Annotated in this window: 21 protein-coding genes; 13 read left to right on the forward strand and 8 right to left on the reverse strand. The window is 69.1% G+C overall.

Annotated elements, in window-relative coordinates; all coding sequences use genetic code 11:
- Positions 1 to 410 precede the first annotated feature (410 nt).
- Positions 411 to 1,244: a PIG-L family deacetylase gene (locus tag AB0I82_RS33210; protein WP_363261184.1), complete on the forward strand. Its 834-nt coding sequence runs from the start codon at positions 411 to 413 to the stop codon at positions 1,242 to 1,244.
- 358 nt (positions 1,245 to 1,602) lie between these two features.
- Here AB0I82_RS33210 and AB0I82_RS33215 read toward each other — a convergent pair whose 3' ends face one another.
- The 3 genes from AB0I82_RS33215 to AB0I82_RS33225 are packed head-to-tail and all read right to left on the reverse strand — an operon-like array spanning position 1,603 to position 4,667.
- A complete protein-coding gene (locus tag AB0I82_RS33215; RefSeq protein ID WP_363261185.1) occupies positions 1,603 to 2,160 on the reverse strand; it encodes an XRE family transcriptional regulator in 558 nt (185 codons plus the stop codon).
- A gap of 3 nt (positions 2,161 to 2,163) precedes the next feature.
- The gene (locus AB0I82_RS33220; RefSeq protein ID WP_363261186.1) at positions 2,164 to 4,266 is read right to left on the reverse strand and encodes a helix-turn-helix transcriptional regulator; all 2,103 of its coding nucleotides are present in this window, start codon (positions 4,264 to 4,266) and stop codon (positions 2,164 to 2,166) included.
- A 14-nt stretch (positions 4,267 to 4,280) separates the two neighbouring features.
- Positions 4,281 to 4,667 carry a hypothetical protein gene (locus tag AB0I82_RS33225; protein ID WP_363261187.1) on the reverse strand — a complete coding sequence of 129 codons (387 nt, stop codon included), beginning with the start codon at positions 4,665 to 4,667 and terminating at the stop codon, positions 4,281 to 4,283.
- 611 nt (positions 4,668 to 5,278) lie between these two features.
- Here AB0I82_RS33225 and AB0I82_RS33230 point away from each other — a divergent pair.
- Positions 5,279 to 6,088 carry an alpha/beta hydrolase gene (locus tag AB0I82_RS33230; protein ID WP_363261188.1) on the forward strand — a complete coding sequence of 270 codons (810 nt, stop codon included), beginning with the start codon at positions 5,279 to 5,281 and terminating at the stop codon, positions 6,086 to 6,088.
- A gap of 455 nt (positions 6,089 to 6,543) precedes the next feature.
- Here AB0I82_RS33230 and AB0I82_RS33235 read toward each other — a convergent pair whose 3' ends face one another.
- Together AB0I82_RS33235 and AB0I82_RS33240 are read right to left on the reverse strand one after the other, a co-directional pair.
- Complete coding sequence (locus tag AB0I82_RS33235) at positions 6,544 to 7,014, reverse strand: MerR family transcriptional regulator (RefSeq protein ID WP_363261189.1); 471 nt, start codon at positions 7,012 to 7,014, stop codon at positions 6,544 to 6,546.
- Positions 7,015 to 7,458: 444 nt separating this feature from the next.
- A complete protein-coding gene (locus AB0I82_RS33240; protein ID WP_363261190.1) occupies positions 7,459 to 8,361 on the reverse strand; it encodes a helix-turn-helix transcriptional regulator in 903 nt (300 codons plus the stop codon).
- Positions 8,362 to 8,480: 119 nt separating this feature from the next.
- Here AB0I82_RS33240 and AB0I82_RS33245 point away from each other — a divergent pair, with 119 nt between their 5' ends.
- From AB0I82_RS33245 to AB0I82_RS33260, 4 genes are read left to right on the forward strand one after another with little or no spacing between them, the layout of a single operon-like run.
- Positions 8,481 to 9,446, forward strand: coding sequence for an NADP-dependent oxidoreductase (locus AB0I82_RS33245; RefSeq protein ID WP_363261191.1), 966 nt, complete (start codon positions 8,481 to 8,483; stop codon positions 9,444 to 9,446).
- A gap of 20 nt (positions 9,447 to 9,466) precedes the next feature.
- Entirely contained in the window at positions 9,467 to 9,955 is a 489-nt protein-coding gene (locus AB0I82_RS33250; RefSeq protein WP_363261192.1) for a DUF2255 family protein, read from the forward strand.
- Positions 9,919 to 10,305 carry a nuclear transport factor 2 family protein gene (locus AB0I82_RS33255; protein WP_363261194.1) on the forward strand — a complete coding sequence of 129 codons (387 nt, stop codon included), beginning with the start codon at positions 9,919 to 9,921 and terminating at the stop codon, positions 10,303 to 10,305. The genes AB0I82_RS33250 and AB0I82_RS33255 overlap by 37 nt, the downstream gene beginning before the upstream one ends.
- Before the next feature lie 50 nt (positions 10,306 to 10,355).
- Positions 10,356 to 11,399, forward strand: a complete 1,044-nt coding sequence (locus AB0I82_RS33260; RefSeq protein ID WP_363261195.1) for an alcohol dehydrogenase catalytic domain-containing protein — start codon at positions 10,356 to 10,358, stop codon at positions 11,397 to 11,399.
- Between the two features lie 80 nt (positions 11,400 to 11,479).
- On the opposite strand, the gene AB0I82_RS33265 is transcribed toward AB0I82_RS33260, so the two are convergent.
- A complete protein-coding gene (locus AB0I82_RS33265) occupies positions 11,480 to 11,662 on the reverse strand; it encodes a hypothetical protein (protein ID WP_363261196.1) in 183 nt (60 codons plus the stop codon).
- 32 nt (positions 11,663 to 11,694) lie between these two features.
- Here AB0I82_RS33265 and AB0I82_RS33270 point away from each other — a divergent pair, with 32 nt between their 5' ends.
- The 3 genes from AB0I82_RS33270 (at position 11,695) to AB0I82_RS33280 (ending at position 15,607) form a co-directional block, all read left to right on the forward strand.
- Positions 11,695 to 12,462 carry a glucose 1-dehydrogenase gene (locus AB0I82_RS33270; protein ID WP_363261197.1) on the forward strand — a complete coding sequence of 256 codons (768 nt, stop codon included), beginning with the start codon at positions 11,695 to 11,697 and terminating at the stop codon, positions 12,460 to 12,462.
- Between the two features lie 140 nt (positions 12,463 to 12,602).
- Positions 12,603 to 13,730 (forward strand): alpha/beta hydrolase, encoded by a 1,128-nt coding sequence (locus tag AB0I82_RS33275; RefSeq protein ID WP_363261199.1) that lies wholly within the window; start codon positions 12,603 to 12,605, stop codon positions 13,728 to 13,730.
- 245 nt (positions 13,731 to 13,975) lie between these two features.
- Entirely contained in the window at positions 13,976 to 15,607 is a 1,632-nt protein-coding gene (locus AB0I82_RS33280; protein ID WP_363261200.1) for an amidase, read from the forward strand.
- 33 nt (positions 15,608 to 15,640) lie between these two features.
- On the opposite strand, the gene AB0I82_RS33285 is transcribed toward AB0I82_RS33280, so the two are convergent.
- Positions 15,641 to 16,255, reverse strand: coding sequence for a dihydrofolate reductase family protein (locus tag AB0I82_RS33285; protein ID WP_363261201.1), 615 nt, complete (start codon positions 16,253 to 16,255; stop codon positions 15,641 to 15,643).
- 283 nt (positions 16,256 to 16,538) lie between these two features.
- On the opposite strand from AB0I82_RS33285, the gene AB0I82_RS33290 reads away from it, so the two are divergent.
- The 4 genes from AB0I82_RS33290 to AB0I82_RS33305 all read left to right on the forward strand — a co-directional run bounded on the left by AB0I82_RS33290 (position 16,539) and on the right by AB0I82_RS33305 (position 20,616).
- The gene (locus AB0I82_RS33290) at positions 16,539 to 17,543 is read left to right on the forward strand and encodes an alpha/beta hydrolase (protein ID WP_363261202.1); all 1,005 of its coding nucleotides are present in this window, start codon (positions 16,539 to 16,541) and stop codon (positions 17,541 to 17,543) included.
- Between the two features lie 49 nt (positions 17,544 to 17,592).
- Positions 17,593 to 18,354: a MerR family transcriptional regulator gene (locus AB0I82_RS33295; RefSeq protein ID WP_363261203.1), complete on the forward strand. Its 762-nt coding sequence runs from the start codon at positions 17,593 to 17,595 to the stop codon at positions 18,352 to 18,354.
- Positions 18,355 to 18,503: 149 nt separating this feature from the next.
- Entirely contained in the window at positions 18,504 to 19,544 is a 1,041-nt protein-coding gene (locus tag AB0I82_RS33300) for a vWA domain-containing protein (RefSeq protein ID WP_363261204.1), read from the forward strand.
- 337 nt (positions 19,545 to 19,881) lie between these two features.
- Complete coding sequence (locus AB0I82_RS33305) at positions 19,882 to 20,616, forward strand: class I SAM-dependent methyltransferase (RefSeq protein ID WP_363261205.1); 735 nt, start codon at positions 19,882 to 19,884, stop codon at positions 20,614 to 20,616.
- A 104-nt stretch (positions 20,617 to 20,720) separates the two neighbouring features.
- On the opposite strand, the gene AB0I82_RS33310 is transcribed toward AB0I82_RS33305, so the two are convergent.
- A complete protein-coding gene (locus AB0I82_RS33310; RefSeq protein ID WP_363261206.1) occupies positions 20,721 to 22,046 on the reverse strand; it encodes an MFS transporter in 1,326 nt (441 codons plus the stop codon).
- Positions 22,047 to 22,071: the final 25 nt, after the last annotated feature.

Below are 22,071 nucleotides of genomic sequence, written 5' to 3' on the forward strand. Positions count from 1 at the left end.
GTGTCTGCCGCCTGGCTCCAGCAGGTCCACGCCGGAGCCGCCTCCTCACCGCTCTCCGCGTCTCTGAATATCAACGCACTCCTCAGCCTCACCACCGACGGCACCGGTGGCACCGCCGTCAGCCGTGCACGGAAATGAAGGCCAGCCTGCTGTCGTGGTGGTGTTGAGACGTGCACGTCGCGCTTGTACCTCGTTCGCATTGCAACTCCGACGCCTGGAAGGCCAACCGGCCGCGCAGGGAACAGCCGGCCCGGCCGGCACTGTTGCATCGACCGAGGCGCCGGCACCGCACGGGCGGGGAACACGAAGACCACAAGGTCCTCCGCCTGCCAGGATCCGGGCCCCAGGGTGATCGCGGTACGCCCGCCGCGCACTGGCACTAAGACGGATTTCTGCAGGAGGACTGTTTCATGACTGACCGGCCCTTGACGCTCATGGCCGTGCACGCCCACCCCGACGACGAGGCCACCTCAACCGGAGGGATCCTCGCGCAGTACGCGGCGGAGGGCATCCGCACGGTTCTCGTGACGTGTACCGACGGCAGCTGCGGTGACGGACCGGGAGGCATCAAGCCGGGCACCCCCGGGCACGATCCGGCGGCCGTCGCCCTGATGCGCCGCCAAGAACTTCAGGAGAGCTGTGACGTCCTGAAGATCAGCGATCTGGAGATGCTGGACTACGCCGACTCCGGGATGATCGGCTGGCCGAGCAACGAGGCCCCCGGATCCTTCTGGCAGACCCCCGTGGAGGAAGGCGCCGCCCGACTCGCGGAACTCATGCGGCACTACCGACCCGATGTAGTCGTCACCTATGACGAGAACGGCTTCTACGGCCACCCCGACCACATCCAGGCCCACCGCATCACGATGGCGGCGCTGGAGATGACCCCGCTGACACCGAAGGTCTACTGGACGACGATGCCCCACTCGGGAATGCGGCGCTTCGGTGAAATCATGCGCGAGCTTCATCCGGACATGCCGGAGCCGGATCCCGCCGAGGCCGCCGCGATGGCCGAGATCGGCCTCCCCGACGACGAGATCACCACCTGGGTGGACACCACCGCATTCAGCAGTCAGAAATTCGATGCGCTGGCCGCGCACGCCAGCCAGGGCGAGAACATCTTCTTCCTCAAGATGGGCAAGGAGCGGTTCGGCGAGTTGATGGGCATGGAGACCTTCGTACGCGTCAAGGACACCACCGGCGCGCCCGTCCCCGAGAACGACCTCTTCGCCGGACTGCGCTGACCCGCCCGTCCCACCGGGGGGCGTCGGCGATCGCGGCCCGGCGTACGGGAAGGGAGGCCTCCATGGCATCTGTCATGCACCAAAACGTTCCGCACAGCTGGTCGGTTGGCAACGTCCCCGGATCGTGCAGATGCCTCGGCGAATTCGGGAGCCCTGTCCGGGCGTCCTGTCCGCTCTCCGTCAGCGGGGCCGCCAGGTGCGGATCTCCAGGTGTGTGATGTGCGCGGCGGGTCGATACGGCCGGACCAGCCATTGCACCGCACACCATGCCAATCCTGCGTACTCTGGACGGTCTTAAGCGTCGTGGAAGACGGTCATCCACGGCGCCCGCAACTTGTGGCGTTCCCGTTTGTTCAGGTCAGAAGGAAACGTCGATGTAGTCGATGTCGCTGAATTCCACTTCGAGGTCATTGGCCCGGCGGCCGCCGTCCTTGAAATAGATTTCCTGGAGTCCTTCGGCGACGATTCCGCGCATGTGCTGGTCGCTTGCGCCCTGTTGCTGGGCGTCGAAGAGGCGGGCGGCGTAGGCCGGCGGGAGGTGGACGGTCAGCCGGCGGACCCGGCCGTCGTCGGTGGTGCCGATGGGTGCGGTGTAGCCGAAGCGGGCGCGGGTTTCGATGGTGATGCCGGCGGTGGTGGCGGCCTGCTTGCGGCGGCGCTGGCGGACCCGGGGCTGCCATACCTTGGGCACCTCTCGGCGCAGCGCGTCTGCGAGGCGCTTCTGGGGCGTTTTGCGTTGCCCGGCGAGGTAGCGCTCCACGGTGCGCTGGGAGACGCCCAGACGGGCCGCTACGGCCCGGGTGGAGCCCTTCTCCGCGCGGACCAGGAGGCGGATCTGGGCGAGCGGGGTTTTCGGTGGCCGGCGGGTGAAGGCTTCTTGGTCGGCGCGGTCCAGGGCGTCCTCGATGTCCCCCACGGCCTACTCTCCTCCGTCCAGGACGGCGTCGCCGCCCTTGATGTGGCGGGCCGGGTTGAAGCCCTGTTCCATCAGGTCCACCGCCCAGGCCATGGTCTGGACGCCTTCGACCTTGGCCAGGCCCGGTGTGGGGCCGAGGCGGAAGGAGCCGGGGTAGGGCTTGCCGTCGGCGTCACGCGGCAGGAAGTCCAGCGGGGACGGGCCGGGGCTGGGGTAGACCACGCAGTCGGAGAGGACCGCGAGGGGGTACAGGCCGACGGCTTCGGCGGTCTTGCGCATCTTGCGGTGCATGTTCACCCGGGCCTTGGAGATCACCGCAGCCCGGATGTCGGGGCGCCAGGTGGGGCGTTCCAGGGCGGGCCAGCGTTCGCCGTCGCGGTAGTGGCGGCCCTGGGGGCGCTCGCGGAGCTTGCCGATGCCGCCCTTGACGGTGGACTTGATGGCCGCGAGGACGGCTGCCAGGCCCGGGTCGGTCTGCTTGTGGTGTTCCATGGCGGCGAGGAAAGCGCGGTCGTCCAGGTCCCCTGCGACGCCGAGGTCGGCGAGGGTCTCGACGTAGGCGGTCTTCAGACGGTCGTGCCAGGGGTCCAGGTACGGGCCGGCCTCGCGCCGCAGGTACGCCTCGATCGGGGTGACGTCGTAGCCGAGCTCCACCGCGTACGCCACCGTCGGTGTGGCGTACCAGGCCGGGCCGCCCGGGCGCCGGCCCGACGGCGTGAACGGCGATGGGAGGCGGGGGTCGAGCTCAATGTGGGAGAGGTCCACGTACCAGCTGCCGGGGATTTTCTTGTCGAACACCGGCCGGTCGACGTGCACCGGTTCCCCCAGGCCGACCGACAGGCGGGCGGAAGCGGCGAGGAAGGCGGTGTTGATGTCGATGCCGACCGCGTGGGGCAGCAGGCACTCCTCGTCGGAGAGCGTGTCGACGTCGCGGACCCACTGGTAGGCCTCTTCGTCCAGGAAGCCGCCGTCCCAGCCCTGGGCCACGGGGTGCTCGGTGGTGGCTTCCGGCGGTGCGGGGTCGACCGGTGCGGTCAGCGCTCCGGGGTTCGGGCCGGACACCCAGCCGCCGGTCGCAGTGTCCTTGACCGGGCGGGTCGGCGGGCGCAGCGCGGTCATCAGTTCCAGGCCGGAGACGGCGGTGGAGCCGCGGGGGGTGAGCACGCGGGTGGCGTAGGTGCCCAGCACGCGGGCGAGTTCGGCCGGCGGGAGGTCGGCGGCGCCGGGCCAGGCGCGGGTATCGAGGGCGTCCCAGGGCAGGATCGCCAGCTGCACGCACTGGCGCTGACCGGCCTGCGCCGGGCGGTAGATGCGGGGCCACGGGCCGAAGCCGCGCTGGGTCAGCTTCCACTTCGCGCGGGTGAGCTGCTTGACCACGGGGTGGTCGTCGGGCAGGCGCAGGGAGCGGCGGGCTTCAGGGCCCTCCAGGCGCTCGGGCAGGCCGAGGCGCACGGCGGCCGATGCGGTCAGCGCGATCAACGGGTCGGCGTCCTTGCCGTGGCGATGCAGCCGTGGCGCCCCGAGGCCGGACTCCTTCAGCATCCAGTCAACCAGCGCCGGGATGGTCTTGGCCGGGCACTCCAGCACCAGGCCGTCGGCGCAGTACGCGGTGCCGTCGCCGTCCAGGACCGCCAGCGGGCCGTGCGGGAAGCGCGGATCGGCGGCCGGGGCGGGGGCCGGGGCGGTCTTCTTCGGCGTCGCCTTCTTGGCGGCCGACCGTCGCGGTGTCGGTGTCGGTGTCCTGGCCGTACTGGTGGCCGCGTTGTGCTGCGGGCGCGAGCCGGTGCCTGCCGCGGCGGGGGCCGGTGTCGGCACCGGCGGTTCGGGCCGGACCGTGGGTTGGGGGGCGGGGTAGCGCTGAGCGAGGCCGTCGAGGAGCCTGCGGTAGGCCTCCAGACGTTCTGCTTTGGGTTCGGCGCGGCCGGCTTCCCACGCCTGGACGCTGTGTACGCGTGCGCCGAGGGCCTGGGCGACGGCGGCCTGGGTGAGTCCGGCGGCCTCCCGCAGCCGGACCCGCTCGGGCGGGGCGGGCAGCACGGTGCCCTCATCGACGGCGGCCAGGAGGGAGTCGATGGCGGTGAAGAGTTCCTCGGGCTGGTGGTTCATCGGTGCTCCCTTTCCTACCGGACGCCCTGGCGGATCTCTTCGAGCCTCGTCATCAGCCGTTGGTAGCGCTGCGAGGCGGCCTGGGAGGACTTCATGCCCTGGTATTGGGCGATCTGCCGCCAGTCCAGGCCGCGACGCCGGGCCTCGATGATCACCTGGGTCTCCAGCCGGTCCAACTGGCTGCGCATGTCCTCGAACAGGCTGAGCGCCGCGCCGAGATCGTCCGGAGCCACTTCGGATGCCTGCTCGCCGCTGTGCTGGTGGCTGGCGGCGGCTGTCAGCAGCCGATGGAGCAGAGCGGCATCCCGCTCCAGGCGGCGCGCCTCGGTCTCCTGGACCGTGGGGTCACCTGCCAGCGCGGACAGCCGTTCGCGGGCCTCGTCCCGAGCGTCGCATGCCATGCGGTCACCCTACGCCAAGCCGCAACGAAACAACAGTTTGTTGTTTCGTTGTTCTGGGTGGTCCTTCGGGGGATGGCCATGGCGGGGTTGCCGCGGTGGCAGGCGGCCTGCAGGGGGGCGCAGCAGCCCGCGCGGGGGCGTACGGTACGGCATCCAGGGCCGCGGCCTGCGCCGGTCAGCGCGGGGTGGACGCTGCGGGCGGGTGCAGCTCCCGCCTTGCGGTGAGGGTGTCGAGGATGCGGTGACCTCCCTGGCGCAGCAGGTGGGCGAGGTCTGCGAGCAGTTCGGCGTGGTGGGGCCGATGCGACGGCCAGCGGCCAGGAGGTCCACGACGGCGGCCCTGGCACCGGCGTTGGTGCGGCGGAGTGCGTTCGAGTGCCCGGTTATCCCCGTCGCGAACCGTGTGGTCGAGCCACAGTTAAGCACTACACGCCACTCCACGAAGAGCGTTTTACTGAGATGGGTCCCGGCGGCCTGCAGTGCGTCAGCTCCCGGTGCGTGTCTTTGCCCGGCGGGGCGAGACCGCCCGAGTAGCGTCTGATCACCATCGCCCCTCGGAAGCTCGTGGCTGCCCTGCCTTCCGAGTCGCCGCCCGCAAGGAGCACCAGCCGATGAGAGTTGAGCAGCGCACCGTGTCCGCGAATGGCGCCGATCTCTATTGCGAGGTTCGCGGCGCCGGCCCCGCGGTGCTGTTCATCTCCGGAGCCACCGGGGACGCCGGACAATTCGAGCGTGTCGCGGACCTGCTCGCGGATGGGTTCACGGTGGTTACCTACGATCGACGCGGCAACTCCCGCAGCCCTCGTCCCGCGGGATGGAACTCCACCTCGGTCGCCGAGCAGGCTGACGATGCCGCAGCCCTCCTGGCCGCACTCAGAGTTGCCCCCGCCGCGGTGTACGGCAACAGCTATGGGGCGATCTGCGGTCTCGACCTGCTCATCCGCTATCCCCACCTCGTGCGTGGCGCGGTGCTGCACGAGCCGCCGCTCCTCTCCGTGGTGGACAAGCCCGAGGAGGTCCAGGCAGCCGTCGGATCTGTCGTCCAGGAGGGGATGGCGGCGGGCGGGCCTGCGAAAGCCGTGGAGTCTTTCATGCGCTTTGCGGCCGGTGATGCCGGCTGGGAGGGCATGGAGTCGAGTCTGCGCGAGCGGATGTCGGCCAATGGCGAGGCGCTCTTCGGCACCGAGATGGGAACCTTCGAGCCCTACCGTCCTGACGACGCCACCATGGCTGCCATCAATGTTCCGACTCTGGTGCTCACCAGCGAAGAATCGGCACCGTTCTTTCACGCGGTCGCCGGCTGGCTCGCCGGGCAACTCGGCGTCGAGGTGAGACGTACCCCAGGCACCCACCTCCCGCAGCTGGATCACCCAGAGGAACTCGTCCGTACCATCGGGCCGTTCCTGCGAGACCTCCCCTAGCCGCCGTTCTCGACGCCCGACATCTCGACGGCTGCCCCGCCGCGATGCCCAGTCCATGATGCGGCCGAGATAGGCAACGGGACGATCGAGCGGACTCACGTCGCGAGGTGTGGGCTGGGGCGGGGCGAAGGATCCGGCGGCGTCCAGCACTCTGTCGCAGGCGTCGAGAATGCCTGCCGGGGCCCACACAACGTCGTCTGAGTCGTAGGTTGCGGCGAGTCGCGCGGCTTGTGCTCCGGGCCTGGGACTGGCGCGCAACGCTGCCATGAGCCACTGTCCCGCTGCCGCCATGCTCGGCCGAGTGGGCCGGCCGTTGATGAGGCACAGCAACTGCTAGTACCGCTCCATGTGCCGATCGGCGGCCACTTCGAGCTGTTCCAGGAGCAGGCGTCGGGCCTCGGCACCGTCGGTGAGTACTGTCCCGTCCGTGGCGGGCTAGGTGGGAATCCACGCCGTCACGATGGCGTCGACGACCGGGTCGGCTGCCGGTGAATCGGACGTCCAGGGCGCCCAATGCCTCGCGCACCAAGACGCTGATCAGGGTGCGGCGGTCGGCGGCGGTCCTGCGCGCCGGGGTAAGGCATAGTGGTGAATCCTTCGGCGGTGGGATTGCGGCGGAGGACGGAGCGCAGCACTGCCTGCTGCGCACGCAGGGTGCGGATCTGCATCTCCAGCGCGTCGCTGTGGACCGCGGTCACCTCCGCCACGGTGTGGCCACGGTCCAGTACGTCCTTGATCGTCGACAGGCCGGGCCTCAGCTCCCGCAAGGTCCGGGCCAGCTGCAGCCGGGCCAGCGCTTCGGTGCCGTAGAGCCGGTAACCGGCAGCAGTCCGGCCGGCCGGGGTGATGACGCCGATGTCGGACCAGTGCCAAATGACTGCGTCACTCGCCTCGGGATGTCGTTTCGACGTGAGTTCGGGAGTCACTCGCGCGTGTTTTTCGTGATCAATATCGATGGGAATTGATGTCACTGGGCGGTGGCGGACCGGTGATGTCGGCTCTGCATCCGCGGGGCCGTCGGTCAGGGGGCCGGCGGGGGATCGTGGTGGTGAGTGATGCCCAGGCCAACGGTTCCAAGGATGTCCTCCACCACGAGGAACATGTTCGTGCGGGCGAAATGGCGGTTGGTCGGCCCGTGGGCTTCCGGCCTTGGGGAACATCGGTACAGCGGTTAAAAACGCCAAGCCGTTGACCTTGATCGCCCAGCACAGCGGCAGGGTGCCCCGCAGGGAGTTCGGGGAAGATCGTTGATCACCGGTGAAGGGCAGCTGCCGTCCGCCGCGTGCCGTACGGAGACGGAGCAGAGGACTGACCAGGCCGGCCGCGGCCACGAACGACGCCTGGTTCTTCCTCTCGGATCGGGGCGAGGGTCAGCCGCGGCGCTGGTCTGCGGGATCGTCTGCCTTCTGCGGGACCGCCTCGGCGTCCGCCTTCCGCGTCTGGGCCCAGGAGGCGAGCAGGACGAGGCCGTCGGCGCTCGGGCTGCCCGGCGCGGCGGTGTAGGTGACGACCGAGACGTCGGGGTCGCCGGGCAGGTCGAAGTCGGTGTACTCGAGGTCGAGGGTGCCGACCGCGGGGTGGTGGATGACCTTGCGGCCGCGGGAGTGGCGGCGCACGGCGTGCTTGGCCCACCGGGCGGCGAAGTCGACGCTGCGGGCGGAGAGCTCGCCGATCAGGTCGGTGGTCCTCCTGTCCAGCGGGTCGCGGCCGGCGGTGGCGCGGAGCACGGCGACGAGGAGGTCCTTGCTGGCGTCGAGGTCGGCGTAGAAGCCCTCGGCGCGGGGGTCGAGGAACACGAAGCGGGCGAAGTTCGGCGGCTGCTCGGCCATGTCGTCGAGCGGGGAGTAGAGGGCGCGGCCGAGGTCGTTTGCGGCCAGGAGGTCCAGCCGGCCGCTCTGGACGACGGCGGGCACGCTCATGGAGTCGAGGACCTGCTGCACCGCTGCCGTGATCGGTGAGGCGGGCTTGGGGCGTTTGCGGCGGGAGCCGGGCGCGACGTTTCGTGCCAGGTCGTAGAGGTGGGCGCGCTCGTCGTCGTCGAGCTGCAGCACGCGGGCGATCGCGTCGAGCACGCTGTCGGACGCGCTGCCGAGGCGTCCGCGCTCCAGGCGCGTGTAGTACTCGACGCTGACGCCGGCGAGCATCGCGACCTCCTCGCGGCGCAGGCCCGCGACGCGGCGGTCCCCGCCGACGTACGGCAGACCGGCCTGCTGGGGCGTGACCGCGGCACGGCGGCTCATCAGGAAGTCCCTGATCTCCTTCTGAAACTCCATGCTTCGAGGCTACGGCGGCCATTCCCGCAGTGGGGGTCCCTGAGAGTGCCTGGCAGTGCCCAACGAAGCAAAGGACGCTGGCTGTGCAATCGAGAAGCGTGTGGGAAGGAATTGCACAGATGAAGGCCATCGGCCTGAACACCTATGGAGGCCCCGAGGTACTCCAGGTGGTGGATCTGCCCGAGCCGCGTCCCGGCGCCGGCGAGGTGCGGGTGCGGGTGCGCGCGGCCGCGATCGCACCGGTCGACGCGCTCATGCGCACCGGGGCGTTCGCCGCAGCGCATGAAGGGCTCGAGCCTCCGTTCGTGCCCGGCATGGAGATCTCCGGCGTCCTCGACGAGGTCGGTCCCGACGCCGAGCTGGAGCCCGGCCTGGCCGTCGGCGATCCGGTCGTCGCGTTCGTCGACTTCGCCGGCGCGCACGGCGGCTACAGCGACTACGTCGCTGTGCCCGCGGCGTCGGTGACCCGCGCCCCGGCAGACGCGAGCTTCCCGGAGGCAGCGTCATTCATCAGCAACGCTTTGACTGCCCGCAACGGCCTGGACGCGCTGGCCCTGGAGCCGGGGCAGACCCTGCTGGTCACCGGTGCCGCCGGATCGGTCGGCGGATACCTCACCCAGCTCGGCAGGGACGAGGGCCTGCAAGTCGTCGCCATCGCCGCCGAGTCCGACGAGGACCTGGTCCGCTCCTTCGGGGCCACCGACTTCGTCGCCCGCGGCGAGGACGCGGCGCAGCACGTCCGCGATCTGTTCCCCGACGGGGTGGACGCGGTGGCCGACGGCGCCGACCTCGGCGACGGGATCGTCTCTGCGATCCGCGATGGCGGACAGATCGCCAGCTTCCGCGGCTACAACGGCGACCCGGGCCGCGGTGTCCGCATCCACGTCATGAACGTGTTCGACCGCGCCACCGACCACGCCGCGATCTCGCGGCTGCGCGAGCTCGTGGAGGAGGGCGTGCTGAGCATGCGCGTGGGCCGCGTCCTGCCCGCTGCCGAGGCGACCGAGGCGCACCTCCTGATGGAGCGCGGCGGAACCCGCGGACGGATCGTCCTGGAGTTCCCCGTGGAGCAGACCGACACGTGAGGACCGGAGGGGAGACGCCCATGACCGGATGGCCCGCGGAGACGATCGAGAAGATCGCCGCCACCGACGACCTGCACATCGCTCCGTACCGCGCCGACGGGAAGACCACCGGCACCTTGACCTGGATCTGGTCGGTCGTGGTCGACGGGCGGCTGTTCGTCCGCGCCTACAACGGCACCCGCGGACGCTGGTACCGCTCCGCGATCGTGCAGCGCGCCGGGAAGATCACCGCCGCCGGCAGCGAGCACGCGGTCGCGTTCGCCCTGGTCGACAATCCGGAGCTGAACCACAGGATCGACCGGGCCTACCAGGAGAAGTACGCGGGCAGCCCGTACCTGCCGCCCATGATCGCCGCCCGCGGGCCGCGACGGTCGGGATCGCCCCGCGCGGCGTGGCCTGAGCTGCGCCGGTCCGACGCCCGCCGATCACCGTCCCGACCCGCGCCCAGCCACCGAACCCGAGGAGCATCTGCGTGGCACCAGCACCGCAGGAGACCGTCGACCTGCTGAACGACTACTTCGGCGCGCTGGAGGCGAAGGACTTCGACCGCCTCCGCGCCTTCTACGCCGACGACGTGACCCTGACCTTCGCCAACCACCCGACCATCACCGGCGCGGACCACGTGCTCGCCCTCATGGCCGACCTCGCGGGCAAGCTCGAGCGCCTCGAGCACCGCCTGCTGCGGGTGTGGCAGGAGGACGACGGCACCGTGATCCTCGAGGTGCGGTGCGTCTACCACCTGAACGACGGCGGCATCATCGAGATCACCGCCTGCTCGATCTTCGCCATCACCGACGGCAAGCTCGCCGACATGCGCCTCTACGTCGACCACGCCCCGGTCGACGCCGTCCTCGGCTGACGCGCCCGCACGCATCGCGCCCCCCACTCATCGACAGGAGAAACACCCTCATGCGCGCAGCGCTCATGCACTCCGCCGGCGACGTCCGGATCGAGGACGTCCCCGATTCCCGCATCAAGCACCCCACCGACGCCCTGGTGCGGATCACCGCTTCCTGCATCTGCGGATCCGACCTGCACCCCTACCACTCGATGACCACCGAGGCCGGACCGGCCCGAATGGGCCACGAGCTCCTCGGCGTCGTGGAGGAGGTCGGCGCGGACGTCGCCACCCTGAAGAAGGGCGACCTCGTCGTCTCCCCGTTCGCCGTCTCCGACGGCGTCTGCCAGTTCTGCCGAGAGAACCTGCAGACCTCCTGCAGCCATCACGAGGCGAACTTCTGGGACGGCATCGCCGACGAGGGCGGCCAGGCCGAGGCGGTCCGCGTGCCGCTGGCCGACGGCACCCTGGTGAAGCTGCCCGTGGCCGCCGACTCGGCACTGATCCCGTCGCTGCTCACCCTCGCCGACGTGTACGGCACCGGCCACCACGCCGCGAAGATGGCCGGGGTCAAGCCCGGCGACAGCGTGACCGTGATCGGCGACGGCGCGGTCGGCCTCCTGGCCGTGCTCTCGGCCAAGCGCCTCGGGGCCGAGCAGATCGTCCTCATGGGCCGCCACAAGGCCCGCACCGACCTCGGACGCGAGTTCGGGGCCACCGAGGTCGTCGCCGAGCGCGGCGAGGAGGGCATCGCGAAGGTCCGCGAGCTCACCGGCGGCCACGGCTCCCACGCCGTGCTGGAGGCCGTCGGGCACCTCCCCGCCTACGAGCAGGCCATCGGCGTCGTCCGCCCCGGCGGCGTCATCAGCCGCGTCGGCGTCCCGCAGTACGAGGACGCGCCGATCGGCTTCGCCAGCCTGTTCCGCCACAACATCCGCCTCGCAGGGGGCCCCGCCCCCGTGCGTGCCTACATCGAGGAGCTGATGCCCGCCATCCTCGACGGCACCATAGAGCCGGGCAAGGTCTTCGACGCCGTCACGGACCTCGAGGGTGTGCCCGCCGGGTATCGCGACATGGACGAGCGGAAGAGCCTCAAGGTCCTCGTCCGTCCCTGATCGCTGTCGCGCTCCTCCGGGGTGCGGCCCGCGCATCCCTCGCCGCCACGTGGCGGCCCATCGGGCAGCGACGACCTCGCTCACGTCACCCAGGCATGGCTCGCCACGACCGAGGATCCCGAGGCGCTCGTCTCCGGCCGGTACTGATTCCACCAGAAGACCGAGGACCGCACCCGGCCGTGCGCGCCGAGCGGGTCCAGGGCGAGCTGCTCGCAGCATTGGCCGAGCACACCGGGAGCGAGCTGCCCCGCGACTGACCTCAACCCTCAGCACCGAATCACAAGGAACACCACCCATGACCGTCACCTACGACTTCACTGGCAAGACCGCGTTCGTCACCGGCGGCAGCGCCGGGATGGGCGAGGCCGCCGTCCGCGCCTTCGCCGAGGCAGGGGCCGCAGTCGCGATCGCCGACCGCGACGTCGACGCGGGCCGGCGGCTCGCCGACGAGCTCGCAGCCACGGGGCAGAGGGCCATCGCGCTGGCCTGCGACGTCGCTGACGAGGACCAGGTCGCATCGGCCGTCCGCACGACCGTCGAGGCCTTCGGCAGCCTGGACATGGCATTCAACAACGCCGGAATCATGCTCCCGCCGGTCGACTCCGCCGACGAGACCGCCGAGGCGTTCAACACTCTCGTCGCGGTCAACCTCAAGGGCGTCTGGGCATCGATGAAGCACGAGCTGAAGCAGATGCGCGAGCAAGGCTCCGGAGCGATCGTGAACTGCTCGTCGCTGGGAGGCCTGGTCGGCGGCGATGGCCGCACCACCTACCACGCGACCAAGCACGGCGTGATCGGAGCGACCAAGTCCGTCGCCCTGCAGTACGGCAGGCACGGCGTCCGCTGCAACGCCGTCTGCCCCGGCACCATCGAGACCCCGATGGTCGCCCGGATGGCCGCCGGCGGCGAGCTCGACACCGAGGCAGCCGCAGCGGGAGTGCCACTGGGCCGGCTCGGCCGCCCCGACGAGATCGCCGCCGCCGTGCTGTGGCTGTGCTCAGACGCCGCCGGCTACGTCACCGGCGCGGCCCTGCCCGTCGACGCCGGCCACACCGCCCAGTAGCAGGGGCCACCGCGAGATGGAAAACCACGTCCGCGCCGTCACGCCTGGCGCGTAAGCGGTCGCCTGGAACAGCGCCCCGGTCACGACCGTACCGACCGCCACACCCCTTTCCCACACCGATCGAATATGAGGTCCACTCCATGGAACGTCGCAAAGCGCTCGGACTGATCGCCGCCACCGGCGCCGCCACCGCCGCATCCTTCACGGCTCTGCCCGCCTTCGGCGAAGGCAGCGGCCGCACCGCGGGCACCACAGCAAAGGGCAAGGCCACGGCCAAGGGCGGCTACACCTTCGCGCTGGACAAGAACGTCAAGCGGACCTCGGTGCGGTTCAAGAACCGCTACGGCATCGAACTCGCCGCGGACCTCTACGTGCCGAAGAACGCCAGGGGCAAGCTGCCCGCCCTGGCGGTCAGCGGCCCGTTCGGCGCGGTCAAGGAACAGGCCTCGGGGCTCTACGCCAACGAGTTCGCCCGGCGCGGCTACATCGCTCTCGCCTTCGACCCCTCCTTCACCGGGGAAAGCGGCGGCACGGTGCGCGACGTGGGCTCGCCCGACATCAACACCGAGGACTGGAACGCCGCCGTCGACTTCCTCGGCCTGCAGAAAATCGTCGACCGCGAGCGGATCGGCGCGCAGGCCATCTGCGGCCTGAGCGGCATGGCACTCACCGCAGCGGCCGCGGACAGCCGTATCAAGGCGGTCGCCACGGCCGCGATGTACGACATGTCGCGCGCCATGTCCCGCGGCTACCAGGACTACTACACGCGTGAGCAGCGCCAGAAGGTCGTGGACCACCTCAGCCGGCAGCGCTGGATCGACGCCGAGAACGGCACCTACGCGCGGCTCTCCGCAGAGGTCCCCTTCGACGAGAACGGCAACGTCGCCCCCACGGACCGCGGTCTGCCCGAGAGCCTCCCGGCGGACGCCGACCCGATCACGACGATGTTCTTCAACTACTACCGCACCAAGCGCGGCTACCACCCGCGCTCGATCAACTCCACCACTGCGTGGACCGCGACCACCCCGATGTCGTTCTTCGCCTTCCAGCAAATGACGAACATCGACATGCTCGCGCCCCGCAAGGCCCTTCTGGTGACCGGATCCGAGGCGCACTCCCGCTACTACTCCGAGGACGTCCAGAAGATGGCTCCCGACAGCATCGACCTCCTGGTCGTTCCCGGCGCGGACCACGTCGACCTGTACGACCGCAAGGACATCATCCCCTTCGGCAAGCTCGACGAGTTCTTCACCAAGAACCTCGCCTGACCGGAAGCGCTCCACGACAGGCCGGCACCCCCTGCCGACCTGTCGTGGAGCCCGTGACCGCGCCTGCGGCAGCCGGCAAACCGCCCAGAGGCAGCAGCCCGCCGTCGCAGTGCGATGGGCCAGGGAGGGGCCACTATGGGCGCGAACCTTGCGCCGAGCCGCCGATTCCGCACAGTGCCCGGGACGGTCTTGATGAGGGTGTGGCGGTCTTGCGTAGGGGCCCGGCATGTAGTCCGCTACCCGTCATGAGGAATGTGAGGAATACGAGGAACAGGCGCATCACCGCGCTGGCTGCCGCCCTGCTTGCGTCGTCCCTTGTCACCGCCGTACCGCATTCGCCGGCGGCGGCCGACGCCGGTGGCGGTGCCGGTGCCGGTAGGCCGTCGCCGGTCGGTGCGGCCGCGCGGCTCGGCGTCGACCTCGATACGGTGACGATCCCGGAGCTGCAGGCGCGTATGGGGGACGGTTTACTTACCTCGTCGGCGCTCACCAGGGCTTATCTGCAGCGGATCAAAACCATCGATCCCAAGATCGACGCGGTGCTGCGCACCGACCCGACGGCCATGCGTCAGGCCGCCGCCAGTGATGCCAGGCATCGGCGCGGTGCCGTTCGCGGCCTGCTCGATGGCATACCTGTCCTGATCAAGGACAACGTGAACACCCGCGGGCTGGATACGACCGCCGGATCGTTGGCGCTGGCCGGGAAACCGCCCGGCACCGACGCCGTTCTGGTGGCGCGGCTGCGGAAGGCCGGGGCAGTGATCCTCGGCAAGACCAACCTCTCCGAGTGGGCCAACTTCCGTGCTGCGAAGCCGACTTCGGGGTGGTCGGCAGCGGGCGGGCAGACCAACAATCCGTACGTACTGGACCGGAATCCGTGCGGCTCCTCCTCCGGCTCGGCCGCCGCGCTCGCCGCGTCGCTGGCGCAGGTGGCGATCGGTACCGAGACGGACGGCTCCATCGTGTGCCCGGCCGGGATGAACGGGGTGGTCGGCCACAAGCCCACCCTCGGCCTGGTCAGCCAGGACGGCGTAGTGCCGATCTCCGCCGAGCAGGACACCGCGGGCCCCATGGCCCGCAATGTGGTCGATACCGCGCTCACCCTGTCGGTGATCAGCGGCAACGGCATCGCGCTACCCCGCGGTGCCGCCGGCCTCACGGACACACTGACCCGCCCCAATGACCTGCGGGGCAAGCGGATCGGCCTGTGGCGACTGCCCTCGCTCGGGCCGAAGGTGGATGCGCTGATGACTCGTACGGCCAAGAAGCTGCGCGCAGCGGGGGCCGAGGTCGTCGAGGTGACACCGCCGTATCAGAAGCGACTCGCCGAACTCGAATTTCCGGCGTTGTTGAGCGAGTTCCACCGGGACATCGACGCCTACCTCGCCACCCGCCATGGACCACGGGATCTGGCCGGGCTCATCGATTTCAACCGCGCCCACCCCGCGGAGCGGACGTGTTTCGCCGGGCAGGAACTGTTCGAGCAGGCTCTCGTTGCGCCGTCGACCAACGACCCGAAATACCGGTCCATGCGCGCGGAGTTGACGGACCTCTCCCGGCGTTCCATCGACGAGACCATGGCCGCCCACCGGCTCGACGCCATCGCCTCGCCGACGAACCCGCCCGCCTGGACGACCGACTGCGCGCGCGGCGACAACGATGTGATCCCGTCCTCCACCCCGGCTGCCGTTGCCGGATACCCGTCCTTGTCGGTGCCCGCCGGCTTCGTGGGTGAGCTGCCCGTCGGCGTACTGCTGATGGCCGGTGACCACCAGGACGCCGAGCTGCTCTCGCTCGGAGCGGCAGTGGAACACCGGCTCGCCGCGTGGCGGGCACCGCAGTACGTACCGTCGGTGGGTACCGACGCCACCGGGTGAATCATGCGCCCAGCGGTTCCTGTGTCATGTGCTTCAGTGATGTGTTGACGTTGCGTACTGCGGGCGCCCGGCAGGCCGGTACACCTGCATCGTCACCCCCTTCGCGGTTGATTGCGAGTCGACCAGTTCCAGTGCTGTGTCCGGGCCGGTGTCGGGGAACAGCCGCGTGCCCTGGCCGACGACCACGGGGTAGGTGAGCAGGGTGATCTCATCGACCAGGTGGTTGTCGAGCAGCCGGCGGACCAGGACACCGCTGCCGTGCACCTGCAGCTCACCGGCCGGCTCGGCTTTCAGCTCGCCGATGGCCGCCGCGACGTCGCCGGAGAGGACGGTCGTGTCCGCCCATTGCGGGTCGGTGAGCGTGGTCGATGCCACGTACTTGGGCCGCGTGTTCAACGCCGCCGCGATGGGGTTGTCCGAATCTGTCATTACTCCCCAATAGCCGGCAAAGATCTCGTAAGTCCGCCGGCCGAACAGGAAGGCGTCGGCGCGCTGGAAGATCTGATTCACGATCGTCGTGGCCTCTTCATCGAACAGCGGCAGAGCCCATCCGCCGCGCTCGAATCCGCCCCTGCGGTCCTCGTCCGACCCGCCGAGTCCCTGCATGACTCCGTCGACGGAGACGTGCGTGATCGTCGTCAGTTTCATGGTCGCGGTTCCCTTCTCGTTGGGTTTTGTCGTCGTGCGATTCGACCGGACCGCGACATTCGCCGATCTCATCGGTCGCAGCCGAGTCCGTCCGCCGGACCCATTCCGCACCCTCCCCGGATAACACGGCCCCGTCGGTGGTGCCACATGAACATGCGTCGCGATGAACTTCCGATCAGCGGTCGTGCCACGGCGCCGACCGCGTGGCACAGCTGGGCACGATTCGCGTACTGCGGCGGAAGGGGTTGACCTTGACCCTACGTCAGGGTTGGAGCCTGACCGCATGACGAACAACAGCGCTTCCTCGGCTCGGCTCGCTCCGCCGATCGGAGGATTCCAGGAGATCGACGGTCGCCGCATTTTCGTGCATCGGTCGGGCAGCGGCGGGCCGACGGTGGTATTCCTGCCCGGCGCCAGTGCGGTAGGCCTGGACTATTTCGGCGTTCATCAGGCGGTTTCGCAATTCACCACCGCCGTGCTGTACGACCGCGGCGGCACAGGCTTCAGCGATCCGCTCTCCCACCACCTCCCGCTGCCGCGCACCGCCACCGCGGTTGCCACGGAACTGCGCGAGCTGCTGCGCGCCCAGAACATTGCCGCCCCATACATTCTGGTGCCGCACTCCCTCGGCGGCTTCTACGCGCATCGGTTCGCGCAGCTGTACCCGCAGGACGTGGCCGGGCTGGTCTGGATGGACGCATTCCACCGCGACTGGGACGCCTTCATGCCTACCGAGGCGGGCCTGGCCGCGCTCGAACAACTGGCACCTGATCCTGATCCGGAGCAGCTCGCACAGATGCGCCCGGCCCTGCGCGAGATGAGTACCGAGTTGTACGCGGACTACCCGGAGCGCATACGGGAGGCGCTGATCGAAGCCCGTATGAGCGAGGAATGGATCCGCGTCGGCATCGCCGAGCGCGGCACGTTGACCGCACTCGCCACCGAACTGCGGGCCGGACCGAATATCCCCGACGTCCCGGTGGTCGCTCTCACCGTGGTGGGCACCGATCCCGCCCAGCAGGCGCTGACGCCGGAGCGGACGTTGCGAGAGATGAATGCCGGTAAGACCAGAATGGACGCGGCCTTGGTGAGCACGGTCTCGTACGGGAAACAACGCATCATCTCCGACACTGGCCACCATCGCCTCTGCTTCGACCGCCGTGATGCCGTGGTTCAGGCGGTCCGCAATGTCATCGATCGAGCTCGCCTCATCGACCGAGCTCGCCTCATCGACCGAGCTCGCCTCATCGACCGAGCTCGCCTCATTGACCGAGCTCGCCCTCATTAGACTCGGCGAGATCACGTATCACGAAGATCTGAGTACGAGGAGGAGGACGGTGCTCACAATAAGCCAGCTCGCGGCAACCGCCGGCGTGACCGTGCGCACCGTTCGCCACTATCACCACGTCGGTCTATTGCCCGAGCCCGAACGCGATGCCTCCGGCTACCGCCGCTACGGCGCGCAAGCGGCGGTGGATCTCATCCGGATCAGGACCCTCGCCGATGCCGGCGTGCCACTGGCCCGTATCGACGCACTGCTGCATGCGCAGGCGACCGAATTCGCCGCGGCCATCAGCGACATCGACGCCGAATTACAGCGCAGGATCGACCAACTCACCGAATACCGCCGCCGAATCGCCGAACTGGACAGCGGCGAAAGGCTTGTCCTGCCTCCCGAGGTCGTCGCAATCCTCAATCGAATGCGCAGTCTCGGGGTCAGCGAACAGAGGGTACAACTCGAGCGCGACTCCTGGATCCTGATGCAGGCAATGGCACCGCACGCCATGCCGCAACGGATACGAGACAAGAACACCGGCTTCGACGACCCCGAGACGACGCGCCTGTTTCTCGCCTGCGACCAGGCGGTCGACTGGGACCCAAACGATCCACGCCTGGAACGGCTCATCGACGACCTGGACGCGTGGGAGATCACACACGAACGAGACAGCAACCGGGCGGGGTACGCGAAGCTGGTCTCCTCCCAGATCTCCGAGGCGTCACCGGCATGGCAACGCATCCTCGCTGCCCTCGCCCACCGCGCCAAACAGCGCCGACCCGCGGGCCCTGAGGCGGCACCACTGCCGACCCGACCCTGCTAGGAGCAGCTCTCCCCCAGCGACGCTCCGCCCGCATCTCCCGCCATCCCGCCGTCCCGCCATCCCGCCATCCCGCCATCCCGCCGTCCAAGATCGATTGTCAGTGGTGGGTGAGAAGGTAAGAGCACCGAGTGAAAGAGGGGGAGCAGTCCATGTCCGGAACCCAGAACTACATCAACCACGTTGCTCTTGTGCTGGATGCCAGTTCGTCCATGTCGCACCTGAGCCGCAAGGTCGTTGAGGTCGCCGACCAGCAGATTGCCTACCTGGCTCGCCGGTCGAAGGAGCTGGACCAGGAGACCCGCGTCACGGTGTACGTCTTCGCGGACAAGGTGGAGTGCGTCATCTACGACAAGGACGTGCTGCGGATGCCGTCCCTGAAGCAGCTGTACCGGGTCGGTGGAATGACGGCGCTGCTCGCGGCCACGCTCAAGTCGCAGCGGGAGCTGGCGCAGACGGCTCAACTGTACGGCGACCACAGCTTCCTGACGTTCGTGCTGACTGACGGTCAGGAGAACGCAAGCCACCGTTGCCCGGACGCCCCTGGCAGCAATCCGCGGGAACTGGTGCAGGCCGTGGCCACGCTGAGCGCGACGCAGGAGGACAACTGGACGCTGGCCGTCCTGGTGCCGGACCAGATGGGCAAGCGCGAGGCCATGCAGTGCGGCTTCCCGAAGGACAACATCGCCATCTGGGACGCCACGAGCACCCAGGGTCTGGAGGAGGCCGGGCAGGTCATCCAGCAGGCCACCGAAAACTTCATGGTGGGCCGGGCCCAGGGCATCCGGGGCTCGCGGGCGGTGTTCTCCACGGGTGCGGAGGTGGTCAACAAGGACACCATCAAGGCAGCCGGCCTCACCCCGGTGAAGCCGTCGGAGTACCAGCTGATTCCGGTGGCTCGCGAAGCGGCGATACGGGACTGGGTCGTCGAATGCGGACACACTTACCGCACCGGTTGTGCGTTCTACCAGCTGAGTAAGTCGGAGAAGATCCAGGCACGGAAGCAGATCGCGGTGCTGGAGAAGAAGACGGACCGGGTGTACACGGGGCCGCAGGCCCGGGCCCTGCTCGGCCTGCCGGACACGGAAGTCCGCGTCAAGCCGGACCACAACGACGACTTCACGATCTTCGTCCAGAGCACCAGCGTGAACCGAAAGCTGGTCCCCCACACCCGCCTCCTCCTGATGATCTGACCCCCTACAGCCCCGCCGGCCCACCCGGCGGGGCTCCCTCCGAACACAACACGCTGCCTACGCCGACTGCGTGGCCAGGTGCGCTGCCGCCGCGCCGCGAGCTCAGCCCGTAGTTGTGAGCGAGGGGCCGCGACTCCGAGTCCCGGGCGCGGCCCCTCCAGGGTGCGACCATGGCGAACTCGTTCATCTTCTGCGACCAGGCGCATACCCGCCGCGACATCACACGCTGAGATGCAACGTTGTCGTGGTCAGCGTCGCCCATCACGCAGACGATGCCATCGTTCGGGCGAACGCAAGGAGTACCGCAGGGCCTTGGAGGCCGCGTACCTTCGACTGCATGGCTGACGAGTGCTTCGGGCATCCACGGCTCGCCGCGATCTATGACCCGCTTGACCCTGATCGCAGCGACCTTGACGCGTACGTCCACCTAGCGGAGGAGACCGAAGCACGTCGGGTGCTGGACATCGGTTGCGGAACAGGAGTGTTCGCCCTTCTCTTGGCTGATCGCGGGATCGAGGTTGTCGGGATCGACCCCGCCGAGGCGTCGATTGAAGTAGCTCAGGGCAAGCCGGGCAGCGAACGGGTGCGGTGGATCTGCGGTGACGTGTCGGCACTTCCAGCGCTGCAGGTCGATCTGGCCACCATGACGGCGAACGTAGCTCAGGCCATCGTGGACCCGAAGGTCTGGCAGCAGACGCTGGGTAGGGCATACGAGTCACTGCGGTCAGGCGGGCGCCTGATGTTCGAGACCCGGAAGCCGGCCAGGCGTGCCTGGGAGGAGTGGAACCGGGAGGATTCGCACCATGTGACCGACATCCCAAGCGTTGGTGCGGTCGAGAGCTGGGTCGAGGTGACCGACGTGAGTTGGCCGCTGGTGACGTTTCGGTGGACCTACGTGTTCGCTGCGGACGGGCAAGTGCTGACGTCCGATTCGACGTTGCGTTTCCGTGAACGGGAGGAGGTCGAGGCGGACCTGTTGGCGCAGGGGTTTGTTGTCGACGATGTACGTGAGGCGCCTGACCGTCCGGGCCGCGAGTTCGTCTTTCTCGCGCGGCGTCCGGAGGCGGGCTGAGCGTGGACTGAAGATGCCTGAGGGGTCGGGAGGCATGCGCCCGGGTGGCTGGTACCTCACCGAAGACATCGACGAATTTTTCGAGGAGCTTTCGGCGACAACGCTCAGGTTTCGCTGTGCGAGGTCGCCTTGGCGGCGGGGCCCGGGGAGGTGTGTCGAGTGAATGCCCACAGCGCGAATCCGAGGAAGCTGAACGCCGCACCTAGTGCGCATACGGCGGCCCAGCCGGCCACTGTGTAGAGGGAGGTCGCGGCGATGGCGCCGGTGGCGCTGCCGATGGAGTAGAAGACCATGTAGCCGCCGATCAGCCGGCTGCCCGCGTCCGGGTGCAGCGCGTAGATCAGGGTCTGGTTGGTGACATGGACCGCCTGCACGGCGAGGTCGAGGAGAATCACCCCGAGGAACAGGGCCCAGAGCGAGCTGCGGGTGAAGGACAAGGGCAGCCACGAGGCGGTGAGCAAGGCCAGGGCGATGCCGGTGGTTCGCCGGGAGAGTCCGCGGTCGTTCAGGCCGCCGGCCACGGTCGCGGCCAGGGCGCCGGCGACACCGATCAGCCCCAGCGCCCCGATCGCGCTGTGGGGCAGGAAGTACGGGGCCTCGCTGAGCGGTAGCGCGACGCTGCTCCACAGGGTGCTGAAGGCGGCGAAGATCAGCAGGCCGAACAGGGCCCGGATACGCAGTAGTTGTTCCCGTGCGAAGAGGGTGATCGTGGAGCGCAGGAGGTGTCCGTACCGGAGGGGTGTCGGCGGCGTGTCACTGCGGCGCGGCAGTACTCGGTACAGGACCAGGGCGAGCAGCGCGGTGAGCGACGCCGAGGCGAGGTAGACGGAGCGCCAGCCCGCGAGATCGGCCATGAGGCCGGATACGGTGCGGGCAAGCAGGATTCCGATGACCACGCCGCTGGTGACGAGACCAACGATCCGTCCGCGCCCGGCGGGAGGGGCCAGTGCCGCCGCGAAGGCCACCAACGTCTGCGTGACGACTGCGAGGAGCCCCGTCGCGGCCATGCCCGCGAGCAGGATCGCCGCGGTGTGGGCGGTGGCCACGACAGTCAATGCCCCTACTAACAGCAGAAGTTGGACCACGATGAGTCGCCTGCGGTTGGTCACGTCGCCCAGCGGCACGAGGAAGAAGAGTCCCAGCCCGTATCCGACGTGCGTGAGGGTGACCACGCTGCCGACGAGTGCCGGGCTCATGGCGAGGTCGTGCCCCATGGTGACCAGGAGCGGCTGGGAGAAGTAGACGTTGGCCACCGCGGCCCCGCAGGCGATGGCGAAGAGTGTGACGATGCCACGGGAGAGTACGAACGCGGAGCCCTCGCCACTTCGGGCCTCGGCCCGCCCTACCTCGGCCCGCCCCACCTTGCCACGTCGCGGCTCGGTCCGTCGCGCATCGGCCCCTCGTGTCACAGCCTCGCAGTTGCCGGGCATCGGCACTCCTCCGCACATCCGGTTT

This window comes from Streptomyces sp. NPDC050315, assembly GCF_040655775.1.
Taxonomy (GTDB): Bacteria; Actinomycetota; Actinomycetes; order Streptomycetales; family Streptomycetaceae; genus Streptomyces.